This is a genomic window from uncultured Methylophaga sp., from assembly GCF_947259025.1.
Lineage (GTDB): Bacteria > Pseudomonadota > Gammaproteobacteria > Nitrosococcales > Methylophagaceae > Methylophaga.
Genome location: NZ_CAMYKO010000004.1, coordinates 146,025 through 162,446, shown reverse-complemented (window position 1 = coordinate 162,446; position 16,422 = coordinate 146,025). Strand labels below are relative to the sequence as shown.

Annotated in this window: 15 protein-coding genes; 12 read left to right on the top strand and 3 right to left on the bottom strand. The window is 53.5% G+C overall.

The window, feature by feature from the left end; translation table 11 throughout:
* Positions 1-82: 82 nt before the first annotated feature.
* Positions 83-2,224, top strand: a complete 2,142-nt coding sequence (locus tag Q0X64_RS03950; RefSeq protein ID WP_297809247.1) for a TonB-dependent siderophore receptor — start codon at positions 83-85, stop codon at positions 2,222-2,224.
* A gap of 162 nt (positions 2,225-2,386) precedes the next feature.
* Positions 2,387-2,842, top strand: a complete 456-nt coding sequence (locus tag Q0X64_RS03945) for a TerB family tellurite resistance protein (RefSeq protein WP_297809246.1) — start codon at positions 2,387-2,389, stop codon at positions 2,840-2,842.
* A 6-nt stretch (positions 2,843-2,848) separates the two neighbouring features.
* Here the strand turns inward: Q0X64_RS03945 and Q0X64_RS03940 are convergent, their stop codons facing one another.
* Positions 2,849-3,514, bottom strand: coding sequence for a pyridoxamine 5'-phosphate oxidase family protein (locus Q0X64_RS03940; RefSeq protein WP_297809245.1), 666 nt, complete (start codon positions 3,512-3,514; stop codon positions 2,849-2,851).
* Between the two features lie 222 nt (positions 3,515-3,736).
* Here Q0X64_RS03940 and Q0X64_RS03935 point away from each other — a divergent pair, with 222 nt between their 5' ends.
* From Q0X64_RS03935 to Q0X64_RS03910, 6 genes are all read left to right on the top strand, one after another.
* Positions 3,737-4,228, top strand: coding sequence for a sigma-70 family RNA polymerase sigma factor (locus Q0X64_RS03935; RefSeq protein WP_297809244.1), 492 nt, complete (start codon positions 3,737-3,739; stop codon positions 4,226-4,228).
* Positions 4,221-5,171: a FecR domain-containing protein gene (locus Q0X64_RS03930; RefSeq protein ID WP_297809243.1), complete on the top strand. Its 951-nt coding sequence runs from the start codon at positions 4,221-4,223 to the stop codon at positions 5,169-5,171. The genes Q0X64_RS03935 and Q0X64_RS03930 overlap by 8 nt, the downstream gene beginning before the upstream one ends.
* 115 nt (positions 5,172-5,286) lie before the next feature.
* Positions 5,287-7,713, top strand: coding sequence for a TonB-dependent receptor (locus Q0X64_RS03925; RefSeq protein ID WP_297809242.1), 2,427 nt, complete (start codon positions 5,287-5,289; stop codon positions 7,711-7,713).
* A 191-nt stretch (positions 7,714-7,904) separates the two neighbouring features.
* Positions 7,905-8,198 carry an iron uptake protein gene (locus tag Q0X64_RS03920; protein ID WP_297809241.1) on the top strand — a complete coding sequence of 98 codons (294 nt, stop codon included), beginning with the start codon at positions 7,905-7,907 and terminating at the stop codon, positions 8,196-8,198.
* Between the two features lie 10 nt (positions 8,199-8,208).
* A complete protein-coding gene (locus Q0X64_RS03915) occupies positions 8,209-9,915 on the top strand; it encodes a PepSY-associated TM helix domain-containing protein (RefSeq protein ID WP_297809240.1) in 1,707 nt (568 codons plus the stop codon).
* Positions 9,902-10,231 (top strand): DUF3325 domain-containing protein, encoded by a 330-nt coding sequence (locus Q0X64_RS03910; protein ID WP_297809239.1) that lies wholly within the window; start codon positions 9,902-9,904, stop codon positions 10,229-10,231. The genes Q0X64_RS03915 and Q0X64_RS03910 overlap by 14 nt, the downstream gene beginning before the upstream one ends.
* A gap of 39 nt (positions 10,232-10,270) precedes the next feature.
* On the opposite strand, the gene fldB is transcribed toward Q0X64_RS03910, so the two are convergent.
* Together fldB and argH are read right to left on the bottom strand one after the other, a co-directional pair.
* Positions 10,271-10,786: a flavodoxin FldB gene (fldB, locus tag Q0X64_RS03905; RefSeq protein ID WP_297809238.1), complete on the bottom strand. Its 516-nt coding sequence runs from the start codon at positions 10,784-10,786 to the stop codon at positions 10,271-10,273.
* A 232-nt stretch (positions 10,787-11,018) separates the two neighbouring features.
* The gene (gene argH, locus Q0X64_RS03900; protein ID WP_297809237.1) at positions 11,019-12,401 is read right to left on the bottom strand and encodes an argininosuccinate lyase; all 1,383 of its coding nucleotides are present in this window, start codon (positions 12,399-12,401) and stop codon (positions 11,019-11,021) included.
* Between the two features lie 124 nt (positions 12,402-12,525).
* Here argH and hemC point away from each other — a divergent pair, with 124 nt between their 5' ends.
* The 4 genes from hemC to Q0X64_RS03880 are packed head-to-tail and all read left to right on the top strand — an operon-like array spanning position 12,526 to position 16,414.
* Positions 12,526-13,455, top strand: coding sequence for a hydroxymethylbilane synthase (hemC, locus tag Q0X64_RS03895; RefSeq protein WP_297809236.1), 930 nt, complete (start codon positions 12,526-12,528; stop codon positions 13,453-13,455).
* Positions 13,439-14,209, top strand: coding sequence for a uroporphyrinogen-III synthase (locus Q0X64_RS03890; protein WP_297809235.1), 771 nt, complete (start codon positions 13,439-13,441; stop codon positions 14,207-14,209). Before hemC ends, Q0X64_RS03890 begins: the two co-directional genes overlap by 17 nt.
* On the top strand, positions 14,193-15,215 hold the full coding sequence (locus Q0X64_RS03885; protein ID WP_297809234.1) for a uroporphyrinogen-III C-methyltransferase: 1,023 nt from the start codon (positions 14,193-14,195) through the stop codon (positions 15,213-15,215). Before Q0X64_RS03890 ends, Q0X64_RS03885 begins: the two co-directional genes overlap by 17 nt.
* On the top strand, positions 15,212-16,414 hold the full coding sequence (locus tag Q0X64_RS03880) for a heme biosynthesis HemY N-terminal domain-containing protein (RefSeq protein ID WP_297809233.1): 1,203 nt from the start codon (positions 15,212-15,214) through the stop codon (positions 16,412-16,414). The genes Q0X64_RS03885 and Q0X64_RS03880 overlap by 4 nt, the downstream gene beginning before the upstream one ends.
* Positions 16,415-16,422: the final 8 nt, after the last annotated feature.

Below are 16,422 nucleotides of genomic sequence, written 5' to 3'. Positions count from 1 at the left end.
TTACTAAATAATAACGATTACTATTTGCATTATATTTACTGTTTGTTAAACTCCATCAGCTTCACGCAGATGGAGCTTATCAATGCAATTTGTAAAAACCCTTTTAGCCTCTTCTATTGGCCTGCTTGTCATTCAGCCTGTGATGGCTGAAGAGCAGGATTCCAACGCCATTTCACTCCCCAAAATGGGAGTCTCAGCTGACTGGACTGGTGCGTCAGAGCATACTGGCGAATATCAGGTCAACAAGATGAACACTGCGACACGATTGGGTCTTTCAGCTAAAGAAACGCCTCAGTCGGTGTCTGTGATCACCCGCCAGTTAATTGATGATTTTGAGCTGGAGACGATTACTGATGTCGTCAATCTGGCGACGGGTGTCTCTGCTAAAGCCAATGACAGTTCACGTTTTAATTATTCGGCGCGTGGTTTTGCGATTAATAATCTCCAGATTGATGGCGTACCCACGACCTGGGAAAGTGGGTATTCTGCCGGCGAGACAATGACCGACACCGTGCTGTATGACCGTGTGGAAATAGTCCGCGGAGCGACGGGTCTGATTACCGGGGCAGGGGATCCTTCTGCTGCCATCAATCTGGTTCGCAAGCGGGCAGATAGCCGCGAGTTTGATGGACAGGCAACCCTCACCGCGGGATCCTGGGACAAGTATCAGGGCACTGTTGATATCTCAACACCACTCAACGAAGCGGCGACGGTTCGTGGCCGTCTGGTGGGGAGCTATCATGACAGCCGTTCCTATGTTGACCTGCTTGAAGATGAGCGTCAGGTCTTTATGGGGACTATCGCTGCTGATTTGACCGATCAAACGCTGTTAAATGTCGGCGTCAGTTATCAGGATCACAACCCCACATCATCAACCTGGGGTGGTTTACCTGTCTGGTTCAGCGATGGCTCACGCACAGACTGGAGCCGATCGAAAACGACGGGTGCAGACTGGACACGCTGGGGCTCTGAGGTGACTAATTATTATGCGAATCTTGAGCACACTTTTGATTCCGGTGCGATGGTCTATGCAGCCTATAGCAAGAGCGTCAACGAGGGTGACCTGCGCCTGCTTTATCTGAGTGGATCGCCGGACCGCAACACCGGGCTGGGGATGTCTTCCAGCCCCTCCTGGTATGACAACGAACGCGAACAGGAAAACATCGATATCTACGGCAACATACCGTTTGAACTATTCGGGCAAGGTCATGAGGTGACGCTGGGCCTGATGCACAGTGATCAGGACTTTGTTGCCAAGCGCCGCGATGCGCTGACATCCTCAGCAGTGGGTAACTTCTATGATTGGGATGGCAGCTACCCAGAGCCAAGCTGGGGGGCCAAACGAACCTACGTTACACGTGATACCAAACAGACCGGGCTTTATGCCGTGACCAGACTGAGTCTGGCGGATCCGCTGAAACTGATTCTGGGCAGTCGTGTGACTGACTGGGAAGTCACCGGTATGAACTGGGATGGCAGCATGTATGAGTTTGAACATGATGACGAAATCACACCCTATGCTGGCCTTATCTACGATATCAACGATACTTACTCAAGCTATGTGAGTTACACCGAAATTTTCCAACCGCAGAACTTACAGGATAAAAATGGTGACTTCCTGGAGCCTATAGAGGGTAAAAACTACGAAGCGGGTATCAAAGCCAGCTTTATGGATGACAGGCTGAGTACCACACTCTCGGTTTTCCGGATTGAACAGGATAACTTGGGCCAGGTGGATCCGGATAACCTGGTGCCAGGCACTACGAACCAAGCCTATGATCCTGCTGAAGGTGCGACCAGCAAAGGCTTTGAGTTTGAGGTCAACGGTGCGCTGACCGAGAACTGGAATATTCTGCTGGGCTGGTCACAGTTCAAAGCCGAGGATGCCAATGGCGATGCGGTTAATACCGAGCACCCTCGCCGAACAGCCACCTTTTATACGACCTATCGTATCCAGGACTTGACGCTGGGCGGTGGTCTTAACTGGGAAAGCAGTAACTACACGATTGCCACCAATCCGGTGGGGGACCAGGATAAACTTAAGCAGGACAGCTTTGCACTGGTGAACCTGATGGCGAGGTATCAAATCAGCGCTTCATTACAGGCACAGCTCAACCTTAATAATGTCTTTGATGAGGAATACTACAGTCAGATTGGTTTTTACAGCCAACTGGCGTACGGTGCGCCGCGTAATGTGACTGCCAGCCTTCGCTACGATTTCTGACTTGTACCAGAGTCTTAATCAGCAATAAACCTGGGGCAGGCCCGGCTGTTGAAAAACACCGGGCCTGCTTTTATTGAGGCCCGGTTTACTGGCATTATTCCTGATTCCTGTGGTTCAAGAACTTTCTTTTGAAGATCGAGTCGCTTTTGCTGAGGAGACGTGATGATAGAAAAACTGAAACAAATGCTGAGCACAACGCTTGGCGAAGAGACTGATGCCATGCTTGCTGACCGCGAGCAATCAAAATTGCTGGCGGCGGTGGCGCTGATGGTGGAGATTATTGCCGTTGATGATGAGCAGCATGAGACGGAAAAAGCGATGCTGCGCCATATTTTGTCGAGCCGTTTTCACATCAGCGAGCAGGATGCCGAGAAGCTGATTGCTGAAGCGGAGGATGCGCATGAAGATTCCACCGATTTTTATCGCTTCACCTCCGAGCTCAACCGCGAGTTCAGCGCCGAAGAAAAAATCGAGCTGATCGAGTCTTTATGGAAACTGGCCTGGGCTGATGAGCATATTCATGAACTCGAACAGCACGTGATCCGCCGGCTGGCCAATCTGTTACATGTTTCCCATAAAGATTTTATTGCGACCAAGCTTCGGGTGGTGGGGGAGTGAGCCTGTTCAGGCGTTTTCGTCACCGGATTGAACCATCTCCGCCCATTCTTCAATAGCAATTTGGCCGCCGGCTTTTTCAACCTGCTCCCGTTCATGCTTTTTCAGCACATCCTGGACTTCATCCACCCGTTTCCAGGTCGCGACCGGCGTTTCACATTCGTTTTTGGGCACGTAGCGTGAATCTTTAACTTTCTGATAGCGATGGATGTAACGCGGGCAGTTCTGCCAGAGTTCAGTGATGCTTACCCTGACCACCAGTTCAGCCTCTTTCCAGTGAGATAACAGCGGATCATCAGCCGATACGCTGGCTTTACCCTGAACCCGGATGCGGTGGGGTTTCTCAAAATCGATGAACAACATGCCCACTTCGGACTGGCCGTCGATGTTGCCCATTGAGTAGTACATGCCATTGCCGTCGAAACTGGGAAAGGCCAGGGTGTTGTCATCAACCACTTTCACAAAGCGGCCTGCCTCGCCACCTTTATAGGAGACCGTGGGGCGGCCCTGGTGATCGACGGTGGACAGAAAGAACATGTCCCGCTGCTCGATAAACGCTGCCGCTTCTTCAGAAATTTCTGTCACAACAGCCAGTTCTTCAACCCGGTCTGCCATCTGCCGGCTGTCAAACTGATCCTGAAAATCGCGGTGTTTATCACCGTAAAGTCTGCTCATAACGGCTCCAATCAATAAGCTGCGGGTCAAATTAACATGCTGTTCATGCTGTGTATATGGCGACGCCGAACTCGGGCAATTTTCCCGGATTCAGGCCTGTTAGCAAGCCTGCTCAGCAGCGTGCACTGCCTGAATAGGCTGTAAAACAACGATTTAGTTGCCAAACGAACACATAAACGATAATGTATCTCATTATCAATCGTAATCGTTTGTTTTTACTGGATGACACAGCAGACCCTGGAAATCTTATATCGAGAACATCACAGCTGGCTTTGGCAGTGGATCAAAAGCCGCCTGGACTGTGATGATCAGGCCAGCGATCTGACTCAGGAAACCTTTATCAAACTGCTGGTTCAGAACCGCGCTGAAGATCTGCGTGCCCCTAAAGCCTATCTGAGCAGTATTGCACGCGGCCTGTTGGTGGATGTGTTCCGCCGCCGCAGCGTGGAAAAGGCCTATCTGGATGCGTTAGCGCTACAGCCGGAACAATATGCTATTTCACCTGAACTCCAGCACAGCATTCTTGAGACCCTGATGGAAATCGACCAGATGCTGGATAGCATGAGCGAACGGGGACGTCAGATCTTTCTGATGGCGCAGCTCGATGGTTTGTCTTATGTCGAAATCAGTCGTCGCCTCGATATTTCCGTCAACACGGTGCGGAAACACTTTATCCGTGCGATGACCCAGTGCCTGCTGTCAGTGGATGAGTGATACGATGAAGCTGGATGCCGATATTCTGGAAGCCGCCGCCACCTGGTATGTCGATCTTAAATCTGCTGCTGCCGACGACCCGCTGCACGATGCCCATAAACAGTGGCTGGAAGCCGACTCCAGGCATGTCCTGGCCTGGCGCCGGATTCAGAAACTACAAAAACGCTTTCGCGGGCTGCCCCGTGATATTCGTCACGAAACACTGGATAAAGCCCGCCGCTCACGCCGGGAGATGATCAAAGCCTTGATGGTGGTAGTGACAGTTGGCGGGGCGGGGACAGCCTGGCAGCAAAAAAACCGGCTGATCAGTCTGACCGCCGATTACCGCACTGCCGTGGGACAGCGCCGTGATATCACTCTGGCCGATGGTAGCCAGCTTCAACTTAATACCGACTCGGCACTGGATGTGCGTTTCAGCTCTGATAAACGGGAAGTGTTTTTGCATCGCGGTGAAGTGATGCTGACCACGGCCAGTGATAATCATCAGCGGCCTTTTATTGTGAGAAGCGCGCATGGTCAGGTGCAGGCACTGGGGACCCGCTTTAGTGTCAGCAGTGACGGAGCCCGGAGCCGAGTCAAAGTGTTTGAGCATGCCGTGAAAATGACCGCCGACGGTCTGGAACACAGTCGTTCTCTGCAGGCTGGTAACCAGGCCGACATGACCAAAAAGCACTACGGTGCTTCCACGGCTATCCCTGCCAATGCCGATGCCTGGACACAGGGCTTGCTGATTGTCAGCGATTGGCGGCTTGCTGATTTTATCGAGGAACTCACCCGCTATCATAAGGGCATGCTGAGTTGTGATGAAAAGGTGGCCGATTACCGGATTTCCGGGGCTTTTCATTTAAACGATACCCGCTCGGTACTGGAAAACCTCAGCAGTACCCTGCCGGTAAAAGTGCGTTACCTGACGCGGTTCTGGGCCCGGGTTGAAGCAGGCTGAGTTTTCGCTGCTGAAAAAAATGTAACCAGGGGTTGTTGATTTTGAATCTCGTTCGGCCTGTTAGATAGAGGCGTTGCAAATTGACGCCATGATTTTCCAATTAACAGGCAATGCAATGAAACAACGTGTCCAGAAATATCCCTTGAAACCCCTGAGTCGTCGTTTGCTGGTGGCCGGGATTGTCAGCACCAGCCTGCTGAGCGGTGCAGTGCTCAGCACGGCAGCCCATGCCGACACTGCGGTCACTCAGCAAAGCTTTAATATTGATGCCGGTTCACTGGAGTCGGCCCTGGTGCAGTTTTCAGTGCAAAGTGGCATTACCGTGTCTTTTGCGCCGGAGGTCGTGCAGGGGCTGACCACACCGCAGTATAAAGGCAGCTATGCCCCTGATGTTTTGCTCGACAGTTTGCTCAGTGACAAGGGCTTGAGTTCAAAGCAACTGGCAAATGGCAGCTACACCATTGTTAAACAGTCGGCTGCTACTGTTAGCCCAGGGTCGCGTGATATGAACACGGTAGAGCTGGATGAGATGGTCATCACCTCAACCCGTACTGAAACCCGGCTGGAAGATTCTGCCCAGGTATTGACGGTGATCGACCGAGAGCAGATTGAAAAACAGATGGAAATGAGCAGTGACACTTCTCAGATCCTCAGCCGATTGCTGCCGGCGTTTTCGCCCAGCCGCCAGAAACTGACCAGCGGCGGTGAAACCTTTCGCGGTCGTTCTCCCTTATTCCTGATTGATGGCGTGCCACAGAGTAATCCCCTGCGTGACGGTCAACGTGATGGTCACACCATAGATATGGCAATGGTAGAGCGCATTGAAGTGATTCACGGTGCCAATGCCATTCACGGCCTCGGCGCCACCGGCGGCATTATCAACTTTATTACCCGTCGTCCCAGCAGCGATACGCTGAAACAGCATGCCAATATTCAGATGAGCTCACCCACCGGCGAGTTCGGTGATGAAACCATGGGTTACCGGGCTGATTACAGCCTACGCGGCAGTAAAAACGATTTCGAATATACGCTGGGTCTCAGCTATGAGCGCCAGGGCGTGTTTCTGGATGCCGATGGCACTGAAATCGGTGTCGATAATGTCCAGGGCGATATTATGAATTCGCAGAGCTATGACGTGTTTGCCAAGCTGGGTTACTGGTTCGATGATAATCAGAACCTGGAGTTCACCCTCAACCGCTACCAGATCAAAGGCGGCAATGATTATGTCAGTGTTGATGGCAACAAGGCGGCGGGCATTCCCACCACTTCACGCAGGGGCACACCGATCGGCGAAGCGCCACGTAACCGGGTGCTGACGACCAGTGTTAATTATCAGCATTACGATCTGGCGGGCATGGAGTTTACCGCCCAGGCTTACCGCCAGGAGTTTGAAGCGCTGTATGGGGCGCTGGCTTCCGGCAGCTTTACCGACCCGGTGCTGGCACCGGACAGCATTGATCAAACCCAAATCGAGTCTGATAAAAACGGCGCCAAATTCACCCTGGTGAAGGACGGCCTGTTCGATGACAAACTGAAACTGACCACTGGCCTCGATTTGCTGGAAGACAGCTCATTGCAGCGTCTGGCGATGACCGATCGAGTTTATGTGCCGGAAGTTGTGTATAAAAACTATGCACCGTTCCTGCAGGCCCAGTTCAAGCCAGCAGACTTTCTGGTGTTACATGCCGGTGCCCGTTATGAACATGCCGAGCTGGACATCGATACTTTCAATACGGTGTTCGGAAAAGGCGGGGTGACGGTGCAGGGCGGTAAACCGGACTTTAATGAAACCCTGTTTAATGGCGGCGCGGTCGTTTCCCCGACCTCATGGCTGAGTGTCTTTGCCAACTATTCGGAAGGCTTCGGTATGCCCGATGTCGGCCGTGTGCTACGCGGTATCGGCACCCCAGGCCTGAGTGTGGAATCACTGCTGGATTTGAAGCCGATTCTGACGACCAACAAAGAAATCGGTATCCGCATTGACTGGGCGCCGGTTGATTTTGAAATCAGTTATTACGAGTCGGATTCCGATCTGGGCTCTCGTCTTGTCGCCAATGCCGATAACACCGAATACTTTATCCGCAGACAAAAAACCGAGATTGAGGGTGTCGAAGCCAGCCTGGGTTTGCAGGCCAATGCCGATCACTATTTCAACCTGGCGTATTCCCAAATCCGCGGTCGTTTTGACAGCGATAATGATGGCCGGGTCGATGCCGATTTGAATGGCTCCAACATTCCGCCCAACCGTCTGCTGGCAAGCTGGAGCGCGGACTGGACACCCAAGCTGAGCTCTTTCATTCAGGCCAGCTATAACTTTGATCGCAGCTTTAATGATGCCGATGATGAAGACTTTGATGGTTATGCCTTGATCGATGCGTCGCTGGGCTATGAGCTGGGTGATGGCACGGTTAATCTTGCTGTCAGTAACCTGCTGAATAAAGATTATTTCAGTTATTCTTCACAGACCAATTACGGCTCTGATACCCGCAACTTCAAGGGGCGCGGCCGGGTGGTCACGCTGGGCTACGCACTCGATTTTTAAAATCTTATGCGCCGTTTCGAGCTAATTAAAACAGCGGCCACCGGCCGCTGTTTTTTTATATTAGATGATAATTCAATCAGCTATGTCGAGAGATTAGACCAATTGACTGGGCGTTAATCAAACAGATAGGTATAATGCGTCTTATTCACATTTGGGCGCTCAGGCCCTGTTGTTCGAACTAAGGCTTTACCATGATTTCGCAAACTGCTTTGCACATCACCAACCGCATTATTGCCGCCTTTCTCGGTGGTTACGCCTTCACCTGGGGCTTATCGGCTTTGGCCATTACTACCATGGTCACCCTGGGCATTGATTTCCACGAAGCGGAAACCGGCATGACGCTGGTCGCCTTTCTGGTGTTTCTGGCGCTTTTCCTTTGGACATTTGCCGCCGCCAGTATGCTTCGGGTGTGGCTGGTTCTGGCCGGTGGTGCCGCGGTGATGATGTTGATTGCCACCATGCTGCAAAACAGTCTGGTCAGTTAGGAGCGCGACGATGTTTAATTCTTTCCGTATGTCCATGGGCTGGGTGCACACCTGGCTGGGTCTGGTACTCGGCTTTGTGCTGATGATCTGCTTTTTCTTCGGCGCGCTGTCGGTGTTTGACCGGGAAATTGATCGCTGGGCCATTCCCGATACCCGTTTTGAACCGCAGCCGATGCCCTCTTTTGATGAGGTGTTGAAACCGGTCTTTGATGAATTAAAGCCGCACCCCACCGATATGGCTGCCACTCAGCAACGGGTGATTGGCGACTTGCCCGATCCCGATACCATGCCGCTGAAATCGCTCTATGCCTACACCACGCACCGTGATCCGGTGCTGCGCATTGGCGGTGAGTTCGGTATTCCCAATGAGCCCAAAGATCCCGCGGATGATCATTTGCACGTTCATGGCTGGGCCACGGTCAACCCCACCACGGGCGAAACCCTGAGTGACAGTGCGCTTAAAATCGGCAGTGACTGGTTTTACCCGATGCACTTTAATCTGCATCTGCGCTGGAACATGCTGGGTTACTGGATCGTTGGTGTGGCGGCGCTGGTGCTGCTGGCAGCGCTGGTGACCGGGGTGATTATTCACCGCAAACTGTTTCGTGAATTCTTTACTTTCCGCCCCTGGAAGCATGTTTTACGCAGCAGTCTCGACCTGCACAATGTCACCGGGGTGGTGGCCTTACCGTTCCACTTTTTCTTTGCTTTTACGGCCTTGGTGATCTTTGCCACCAATATCTATCTGCCGTTGTCGCATACCACGCTGAAACCCCTGCATGAGCAACATGAGAAGCTGGAAGCCGAACGCACCGGTCTGCCGCATGAAGAATCCGGTGAAGCCGCGCCGCTGGCATCGGTTGATGCGATGGTGGCGGAAGCTAAACGTCGCTGGGCGGAGCGTGATATGCCGGGCGAGGTCGGCTACCTGTTTATGGACCATATTGGCGACGAAAACAGCTATGTCAGCATCTACCGTGCCGGCAGTGATCGTGTTGCGCTGGTGGGTGAGGGTATCCATTTCAAAGCCAGTACCGGCGAGGTTATTCGTGAAGAGCCGCCGCGCAGTGTCGTCGCCTCGATTGATGAATTCCTGACGGGTCTGCATCTGCAGCACTTTGAGCACTGGATGCTGCGCTGGTTGTATGTGTTCGGCGGTTTGCTGGGCGCGATCTGTATCGCCACCGGCTTTATTCTGTTTGTGGAAAAACGCAAGGCCCGCCATGCGAAAGCCGGCAGCCAGGGCAGCCGTATCGTCGATGCCATGGCTGTGACCACGGTTACCGGTATGGTGATTGCCGCGGTAAGTATGCTGGTGGCCAACCGTATTCTGCCTGCTGATCTGGCGGGCAAAGGTCAGTGGGAACAGACCGTCTTCTGGTGGGCATGGGGGCTGGCCTTCCTGCACGCTGCCTGGCGCAGTTCGCCGGTTGCCAAAGCACGCGTTAACCCGGCCTGGCGAGAGCAAAGCTGGGTACTGGCTGCACTGAGCTTGCTGGCAGTGGTGATGAACTGGGTGACCACCGGCGATCACCTGATTAAAACCCTCTTTACCGATACCTACTGGGCGGTGGCCGGCGTCGATTTAAGCCTGATTGCCACGGCGCTGATCGCCATGCTGGTAGCACGTAAATTGGGTGCCAAGGCAACGGAAACAGTTAAACCCAAGCGCGGTAAATCGGCGCAACACAACAAGCAGGTGAATGCATATGATTGAGGCAGGCTGGCTAATCGCGGCAGTGGTATCCACCATGCTTAGCATGGGCTGGTTTGCACTTTGCTACCAGTCACACTGGAAGCAGGTATTTCCGGGTCACGCGGGCGGGCCCAATACTTTCTTGCTCAAACTGCTGGGAAGAGGGTTTCTGCTGTTGTCAGCAGTGTGTTGCCTGGCCGCCGATCATCCATCGATGGCGGCACTGGTGTGGATTATGCTGCTGGCAGTGGCAGCGATGACCGTAGCCATGCTGCTCAGCCGCAGACCGCAGTGGCTGCGGCTTATCTGCCCGTCTTTTTTTGCCGACAAAGGCTAGAGTAGAAAGCAGCCTGTACGTTGTTTAGTCTGACCAGGTTTAGGCGGGCGCCATAAACCCGGTTTTGATCATTTCACACCAGTCAGTGAGACGTTGTTCGGTCAGTTCAGGCTGACAGTCTTCGTCCAGGGCCAGGCCGACAAAGTGCTGTTTGTCCTCAGTTAAGGCTTTGGATTCGTCGAACTCGTAACCCTCTACCGGCCAGTGACCGATAACGCTGGCACCGCGTGCTTTGACCTTGTCATGCAGCATGCCCATTGCATCCTGGAACCATTCTGCGTAGGCAAATTGATCGCCCATGCCCAGAAAAGCCACGGTTTTCCCACTGAAGTCCACGGCATCAACATCGTCCCAGACTTCTTCCCAGTCAGCCTGAACTTCACCGTAGTCCCAGGTGGGAATGGCGAAGATGATGTTGTCGAAGTATTCCAGCGCGTCGAGGCCGACATCTTTGACATCAAATAACTCGACTTCCTCTTCCCCCAGCACGTCCTGAATTTTGACGGCGGCGTCGGAAGTGTTACCGGTTGTTGAGCCATAAATTACTGCGATCATGGTTGTCCCTATTTGCTAGTTAATGATGCAAATAGTAATTATTATCAAATAAGAATTCAATATCTGTATCATGTTTTTATGGCTGAACAATCATCACTGAGTCAGGCGCATCGCTGCTCAGACGATGCTGGCATATCATGAGCCGTGTCGTTATTGACGCAGCAGAGACCGTTTGATGGCGACAGTATAGTCACCATCCGGACGGGCAATACCGGGAAAGCGTTGCTGCGCTTTATTGGGCTTGGCGGGCGCGTTTTACTGCGGCGCGAACCTGCTCCGGCGCGGTGCCACCCAGGTGGTTGCGCGCGGCGACCGAGCCTTCCAGCGTCAGCACTTCAAACACATCGGCCTCAATGCGGTCGGAGAACTGTTGCAGTTCTTCCAGGCTCATTTCTGACAGGTCTTTGTTGTGCTTGAGTCCATAGGCGACTGACAGGCCCACGACTTCATGGGCATCACGGAACGGCGTGCCTTTGCGCACCAGGTAGTCGGCCAGATCGGTGGCCGTTGCATAACCACGCAGCGCCGACTGGCGCATATTGTCGGCTTTGACGGTAATCACAGCCATCATATCGGCATAGACCCGCAGCGAACCCAGCAGGTTGTCGATGGTGTCGAACAAGGGTTCTTTGTCTTCCTGGTTATCCTTGTTGTAAGCCAGAGGCTGGTTTTTCATCAGGGTCAGCAGGTTGAACATATTGCCAAAAACGCGGCTGGTTTTACCGCGGATCAGTTCGGGCACATCCGGGTTTTTCTTCTGCGGCATGATCGAGGAGCCGGTGCAGAAGGCATCGCCCAGATCGACATAATCAAACTGGGCCGAAGACCAGATAATCAGTTCTTCCGAGAAGCGTGACAGGTGCATCATCAGGATCGAGGCAAAGCTGTTGAACTCGATAGCAAAGTCACGATCGCTGACCGCATCCAGCGAGTTCTGGCAGATTCGATCAAAGCCCAGCAGGTTGGCCGTCATTTCGCGATCAATCGGGAACGTGGTGCCGGCCAGCGCAGCGGCACCAAGAGGCATGCTGTTGACGCGCTTCTCGCAGTCATCCAGGCGTTCGGCATCACGTACCAGCATTTCATACCAGGCCAGCATATGGTGGCCGAAGGTGACCGGCTGCGCCGTCTGCAGATGAGTAAAGCCGGGCAGGATAGTGTCAGCTTCACGCTCGGCAACATCCAGCAAAGCGCCTTGCAGGCGCTTGAGTTCGCTGCGAATCGGTTGAATCATATCGCGCAGATACAGGCGCACATCGGTGGCCACCTGGTCATTGCGTGAGCGGCCGGTATGCAGTTTCTTGCCCACCTCACCAATCAGCGCGATCAGCCGCGCCTCGATGTTCATATGTACATCTTCCTGGGCCACCGACCATTCGAACTCGCCGTTTTCGATTTCCTGTTCGATTTGCTGCAGGCCCTGGATAATCTGATCACGTTCCTCACCGGTGAGCACGCCGACTTCGCTGAGCATGGTCGCATGCGCAATCGAGCCCTGAATATCCTGGCGGAACAGACGCTGGTCAAAGCTTACCGAGGCGGTGAATTCTTCGACAAACTTGTCGGTAGGCTGGGTCAGGCGGGCGGATGAGAGTTTCTTGTTGGCTGTGCTCATAGTGGATCATGATCGCGATTTGAAAACAGGGCGTCATTATAACGTGCTTATTCGAGTTGAAGCTTGTCAAAGTGCTAGAATCAGCGTTGATTTTCCGTAATTTAAGCCCGAAAAGACCACATTCATGACAAAGAAAACCGTAAGAATCGCCACCCGCAACAGCCCGCTTGCCGTCTGGCAGGCCGAGTTTGTCAAAGCCGAATTGTTATCTCAAAACCCCGATCTGGAAGTTGAGCTCATCGGCATGAAAACCCAGGGCGATATTATTCTCGACACGCCGCTGGCCAAGGTCGGCGGCAAAGGCCTGTTCGTTAAGGAGCTGGAGCAGGGCATGCTCGACGGCCGCGCCGATATTGCCGTGCACTCAATGAAAGATGTGCCGGTCGAGTTTCCTGAAGGCCTGCATCTGCCGGTGATCTGTGAGCGGGAAGATCCCTTCGATGCTTTTGTCTCTAATCATTACGACAGCATTGATGATTTACCCCACGGTGCCAGACTCGGTACTTCCAGCTTGCGGCGTGAATGTCAGGCCCGTACCCGTCGTCCCGATCTGGAGGTGCTGCCTTTGCGCGGCAACGTCAATACCCGTCTACGCAAGCTGGATGAAGGCCAGTTTGATGCCATTATTCTGGCCAGCGCCGGTCTGAAAAGGCTGGGCTTTGACGAGCGCATCCGTGGTCAGATGACGCCGGAACAGAGTCTGCCCGCTATCGGCCAGGGCGCTTTGGGCATCGAAACCCGCATTGATGATGAAGCAATGAATGCTTTGATAGCCCCGCTGCATGATTCCCATACCGCCACCACGGTTTTGGCTGAGCGGGCCTTGAATCGGCGCTTGCAGGGTGGCTGCCAGGTGCCGATTGCCGGTTATGCCATTCTGGAGAATGATGAAGTTTGGTTACGCGGCCTGGTGGGCCGTCCGGATGGCACTAATACCCTTTATGCTGAAAAACGTGGTCCGGCTGCCGAGGCCGAGGCGATAGGCCTGGAAGTAGCAGAAATGCTGCTGGCACAGGGCGCAGACAAGATCCTGGCGGATGTTTATGGTGACTGAACAGGCGCTGACCGGTCAGCGGGTGTTGGTGACAAGACCACTGGCACAGTCGGCTAAAATGGCATCGCTGATTGATGAGGCTGGCGGACAGGCTATTTGTTTTCCGGTTATCCACATTGAACCACTGCCGGCCACCGACTGGTTAACTGACAATCTGGATCAGGCAGACTGGTTGATTTTTGTCAGCCGCAACGCCCTTGAAAGCTTTGTATCAGGCTGGTCAGAAGCTTTGCCATCGCAGCTTAAACTGGCGGCTGTCGGTGATGCGACCGCCAGTGCGATGCAAGCGGCCGGTTTGTCGGTAGATTGCCAGCCGCAGCGTTCGACCGGCAGTGACGGACTGTTGCAAATGCCTGAGATGCAGGATGTGGACGGTCAAAAAATGATCATTGTCCGTGGTCAGGGCGGCCGTGAACGCTTGGCTGATACCCTGAAAGCCAGAGGTGCTAGTATTGACTATATGGAAGTCTATCGCCGGGATTTGCCATCACCGGATCGGCAGGACTGTATTCACGCGATGTATGCCGATAAACTGGTTTGTACCAGTGCCGCCGGCATCGATAATTTGTGCCGCTTGCTGAGCGAGTTCAAAGCTGAGCTGTTGTACAAGCCGCTGGTGGTAGTGAGTGACAGACTAAAACAGCATGCCCACGGGCTCGGCTTCAGATGGGTCGAAGTCAGTGACAATGCGAGCGATAGCGCGGTTTTACAAACATTGACGGAAATGGACAAACAGCATGGCAAACAACGATGAAAAGCAGCAGATTGATGCTAACGTAAAGGATGCTGAACTCAACGAAAAGCCAACGCCGGGCAGCACAGACAATCGTCTGTTGTGGATTGCCATCGCGATTTTGCTGGTCTTGCTTATCGCAGCGGGTGGCTGGCTTTATCAGCAGATAATGGCACAACAGCAGCAACAAATTGATGCACACAGCGCCCTGCAGTCCGAAATGGCGGTTTTGGCTGATGCCGATGATGATACCCGGCAACGACTGGCGACGCTGCAACAGGATCAGCAGGGGCTGGCCGATAAAATTGAAGATTTGCTCAACCGTGAAGCCCTGTCCAGCGCTGATTTAAAACGCACCTGGGCACTGCAGGAAATCAAATATCTGCTTAACGTCGCTAACCAGCGCGCTTTGCTAGCACATGATGTGACTGGCGCATTGCAGGCATTGCAAATGGCGGATTTGCAGATTAAAGCTTTGTCTGACTACCGCCTGCATCCACTGCGGGCTTTGATTGCAGAAGAAGTTATGGCGCTGCAGGCGTTGGCTGATGTCGATACCGCAGGTATTGCCCTCAAGCTGCAAACGGCCGCCAATAATATTGCCAAGCTGCGTGTGAAAAAAGGCCCTGAAGTCACGGCTGCCAGCGAAAATGAATCCGGCGTGGTCCCTGAACAAGCTGGATGGAAACAGGCCGCCGCCGATATCTGGCAGCAATTACGCTCGCTGGTGGTGATTCGTCACGATCAAAGTGGAGAGGCAGCGGTGCTGGTACCGGAGCAACGCTACTTCCTCTATCAGAATCTGCGCCTGCAACTGGAAAGCGCCCGTCTGGCCCTGCTCAATGCTGACAATGCCAGTTATCAGCACAGTATGCAGACCGCGATCCAATGGCTCAGGCAATACTTTACCGGTGACCAGCGTGATGCCCTAATCGCGACCCTGGAAAACCTGAACTCGGCACAGATTAAAGTCGATGTACCGGATATATCCGGCTCACTGAACTGGCTTGAGGAGTATCAGCAATGAAGCTGCTGATCGTTATTGCTTTAGCCCTGGCGCTGGGCGCTGCCGTTATCTGGGCGGCGGACTTTGAGCCCGGTTTTGTGCTGCTGCAATATGGCAGCTGGAGTCTGGAAACCTCGCTGGTGGTGTTTTCCATCGCTTTTATTTTATTGCTGGTGGCGGCCTATTTGTCTTTGCGCAGCCTGGTACTGGTCAAACAGTCCCCCCGCAAACTCTCGGCCTGGAAAGAAACCCAGCGTCATAAACGGGCAAACCGTGCTTTGACCCGGGGCCTGATCACACTGGAAGAGGGCCGCTGGGCCGAGGCTGAGCGGGTGTTGATCCGTCATGCCGGCAATAGTGAAACGCCGCTGCTGCATTATCTGGCTGCGGCGCGGGCAGCACAGAAACAACAGGCGCCGGAGCGGCGTGATAATTATCTGCGACTCGCCCATGAAACCACGGAAGGGGCGGATATTGCCGTGGGTGTGGTGCAGGCAGAACTGCAGATCTCGGCAGGGCAGAATGAACAGGCGCTGGCGACGCTGCGGCATTTGCGTGAAATGGCGCCCAAACATCCTTATGTGCTGCAATTACTGCAATCGCTGTATCAGGATATGGATCAGTGGCAGGAAGTACAGGCAGTGCTGCCCGATTTACGTAAACGTCATGTGCTGGAGAGCGATGAAGCCCAGGCGCTGGATCAGGAAGCAGCAGTGGGACAGATGGAATCAGCTTTACTGCGTCAGGACTGGCGCAAACTGTCGCAAATCTGGGAACAGTCACCTGCCCGTGTTCGCCAGACCGAATCCATGCTTAAACCCTATATCAGCGGGCTGATTGAGCAGGGAGAAGGCGAGCAGGCGATCACACTCATCGAACAATTTATGCGTAAAAACTGGAGTGATGCGCTGGTCTATGAATATGGCCGCCTGACTCAGGGTGATTTGCTCAAGCGTCTGGCTTTAGCAGAAAAATGGCTCAAGCAGCATCAGCATAACCCCTGGCTGTTACTGACACTGGGCCGCCTGGCCAAGGCGAGTGACTTGTGGACCAAAGCGGAAGAATACTTGCGGGCCAGTATTCAGTACGGTGCCCGCGGTGAAACCTATCAGGCACTGGCGGAAGTACAAACGGCACAAAGCAAGCCTGATGCCGCGGCAGAAACCTATAAAACCGGACTGGATCTGATGCTCAGCCATGCCGAAAATCGGGTCGGCTAGGAGTAACT

Bases quoted from the DNA above. Each gene is read 5' to 3' on its own strand.
- Q0X64_RS03925 (WP_297809242.1), top strand. From the start codon at position 5,287: ATGAAACAACGTGTCCAGAAATATCCCTTGAAACCCCTGAGTCGTCGT.
- argH (WP_297809237.1), bottom strand. From the start codon at position 12,401: ATGAGCACAGCCAACAAGAAACTCTCATCCGCCCGCCTGACCCAGCCT.
- Q0X64_RS03890 (WP_297809235.1), top strand. From the start codon at position 13,439: ATGTTTATGGTGACTGAACAGGCGCTGACCGGTCAGCGGGTGTTGGTG.
- Q0X64_RS03930 (WP_297809243.1), top strand. From the start codon at position 4,221: ATGAGTGATACGATGAAGCTGGATGCCGATATTCTGGAAGCCGCCGCC.
- Q0X64_RS03920 (WP_297809241.1), top strand. From the start codon at position 7,905: ATGATTTCGCAAACTGCTTTGCACATCACCAACCGCATTATTGCCGCC.
- hemC (WP_297809236.1), top strand. From the start codon at position 12,526: ATGACAAAGAAAACCGTAAGAATCGCCACCCGCAACAGCCCGCTTGCC.
- Q0X64_RS03945 (WP_297809246.1), top strand. From the start codon at position 2,387: ATGATAGAAAAACTGAAACAAATGCTGAGCACAACGCTTGGCGAAGAG.
- Q0X64_RS03940 (WP_297809245.1), bottom strand. From the start codon at position 3,514: ATGAGCAGACTTTACGGTGATAAACACCGCGATTTTCAGGATCAGTTT.
- Q0X64_RS03880 (WP_297809233.1), top strand. From the start codon at position 15,212: ATGAAGCTGCTGATCGTTATTGCTTTAGCCCTGGCGCTGGGCGCTGCC.
- Q0X64_RS03910 (WP_297809239.1), top strand. From the start codon at position 9,902: ATGCATATGATTGAGGCAGGCTGGCTAATCGCGGCAGTGGTATCCACC.
- Q0X64_RS03885 (WP_297809234.1), top strand. From the start codon at position 14,193: ATGGCAAACAACGATGAAAAGCAGCAGATTGATGCTAACGTAAAGGAT.
- Q0X64_RS03950 (WP_297809247.1), top strand. From the start codon at position 83: ATGCAATTTGTAAAAACCCTTTTAGCCTCTTCTATTGGCCTGCTTGTC.
- Q0X64_RS03935 (WP_297809244.1), top strand. From the start codon at position 3,737: ATGACACAGCAGACCCTGGAAATCTTATATCGAGAACATCACAGCTGG.
- Q0X64_RS03915 (WP_297809240.1), top strand. From the start codon at position 8,209: ATGTTTAATTCTTTCCGTATGTCCATGGGCTGGGTGCACACCTGGCTG.
- fldB (WP_297809238.1), bottom strand. From the start codon at position 10,786: ATGATCGCAGTAATTTATGGCTCAACAACCGGTAACACTTCCGACGCC.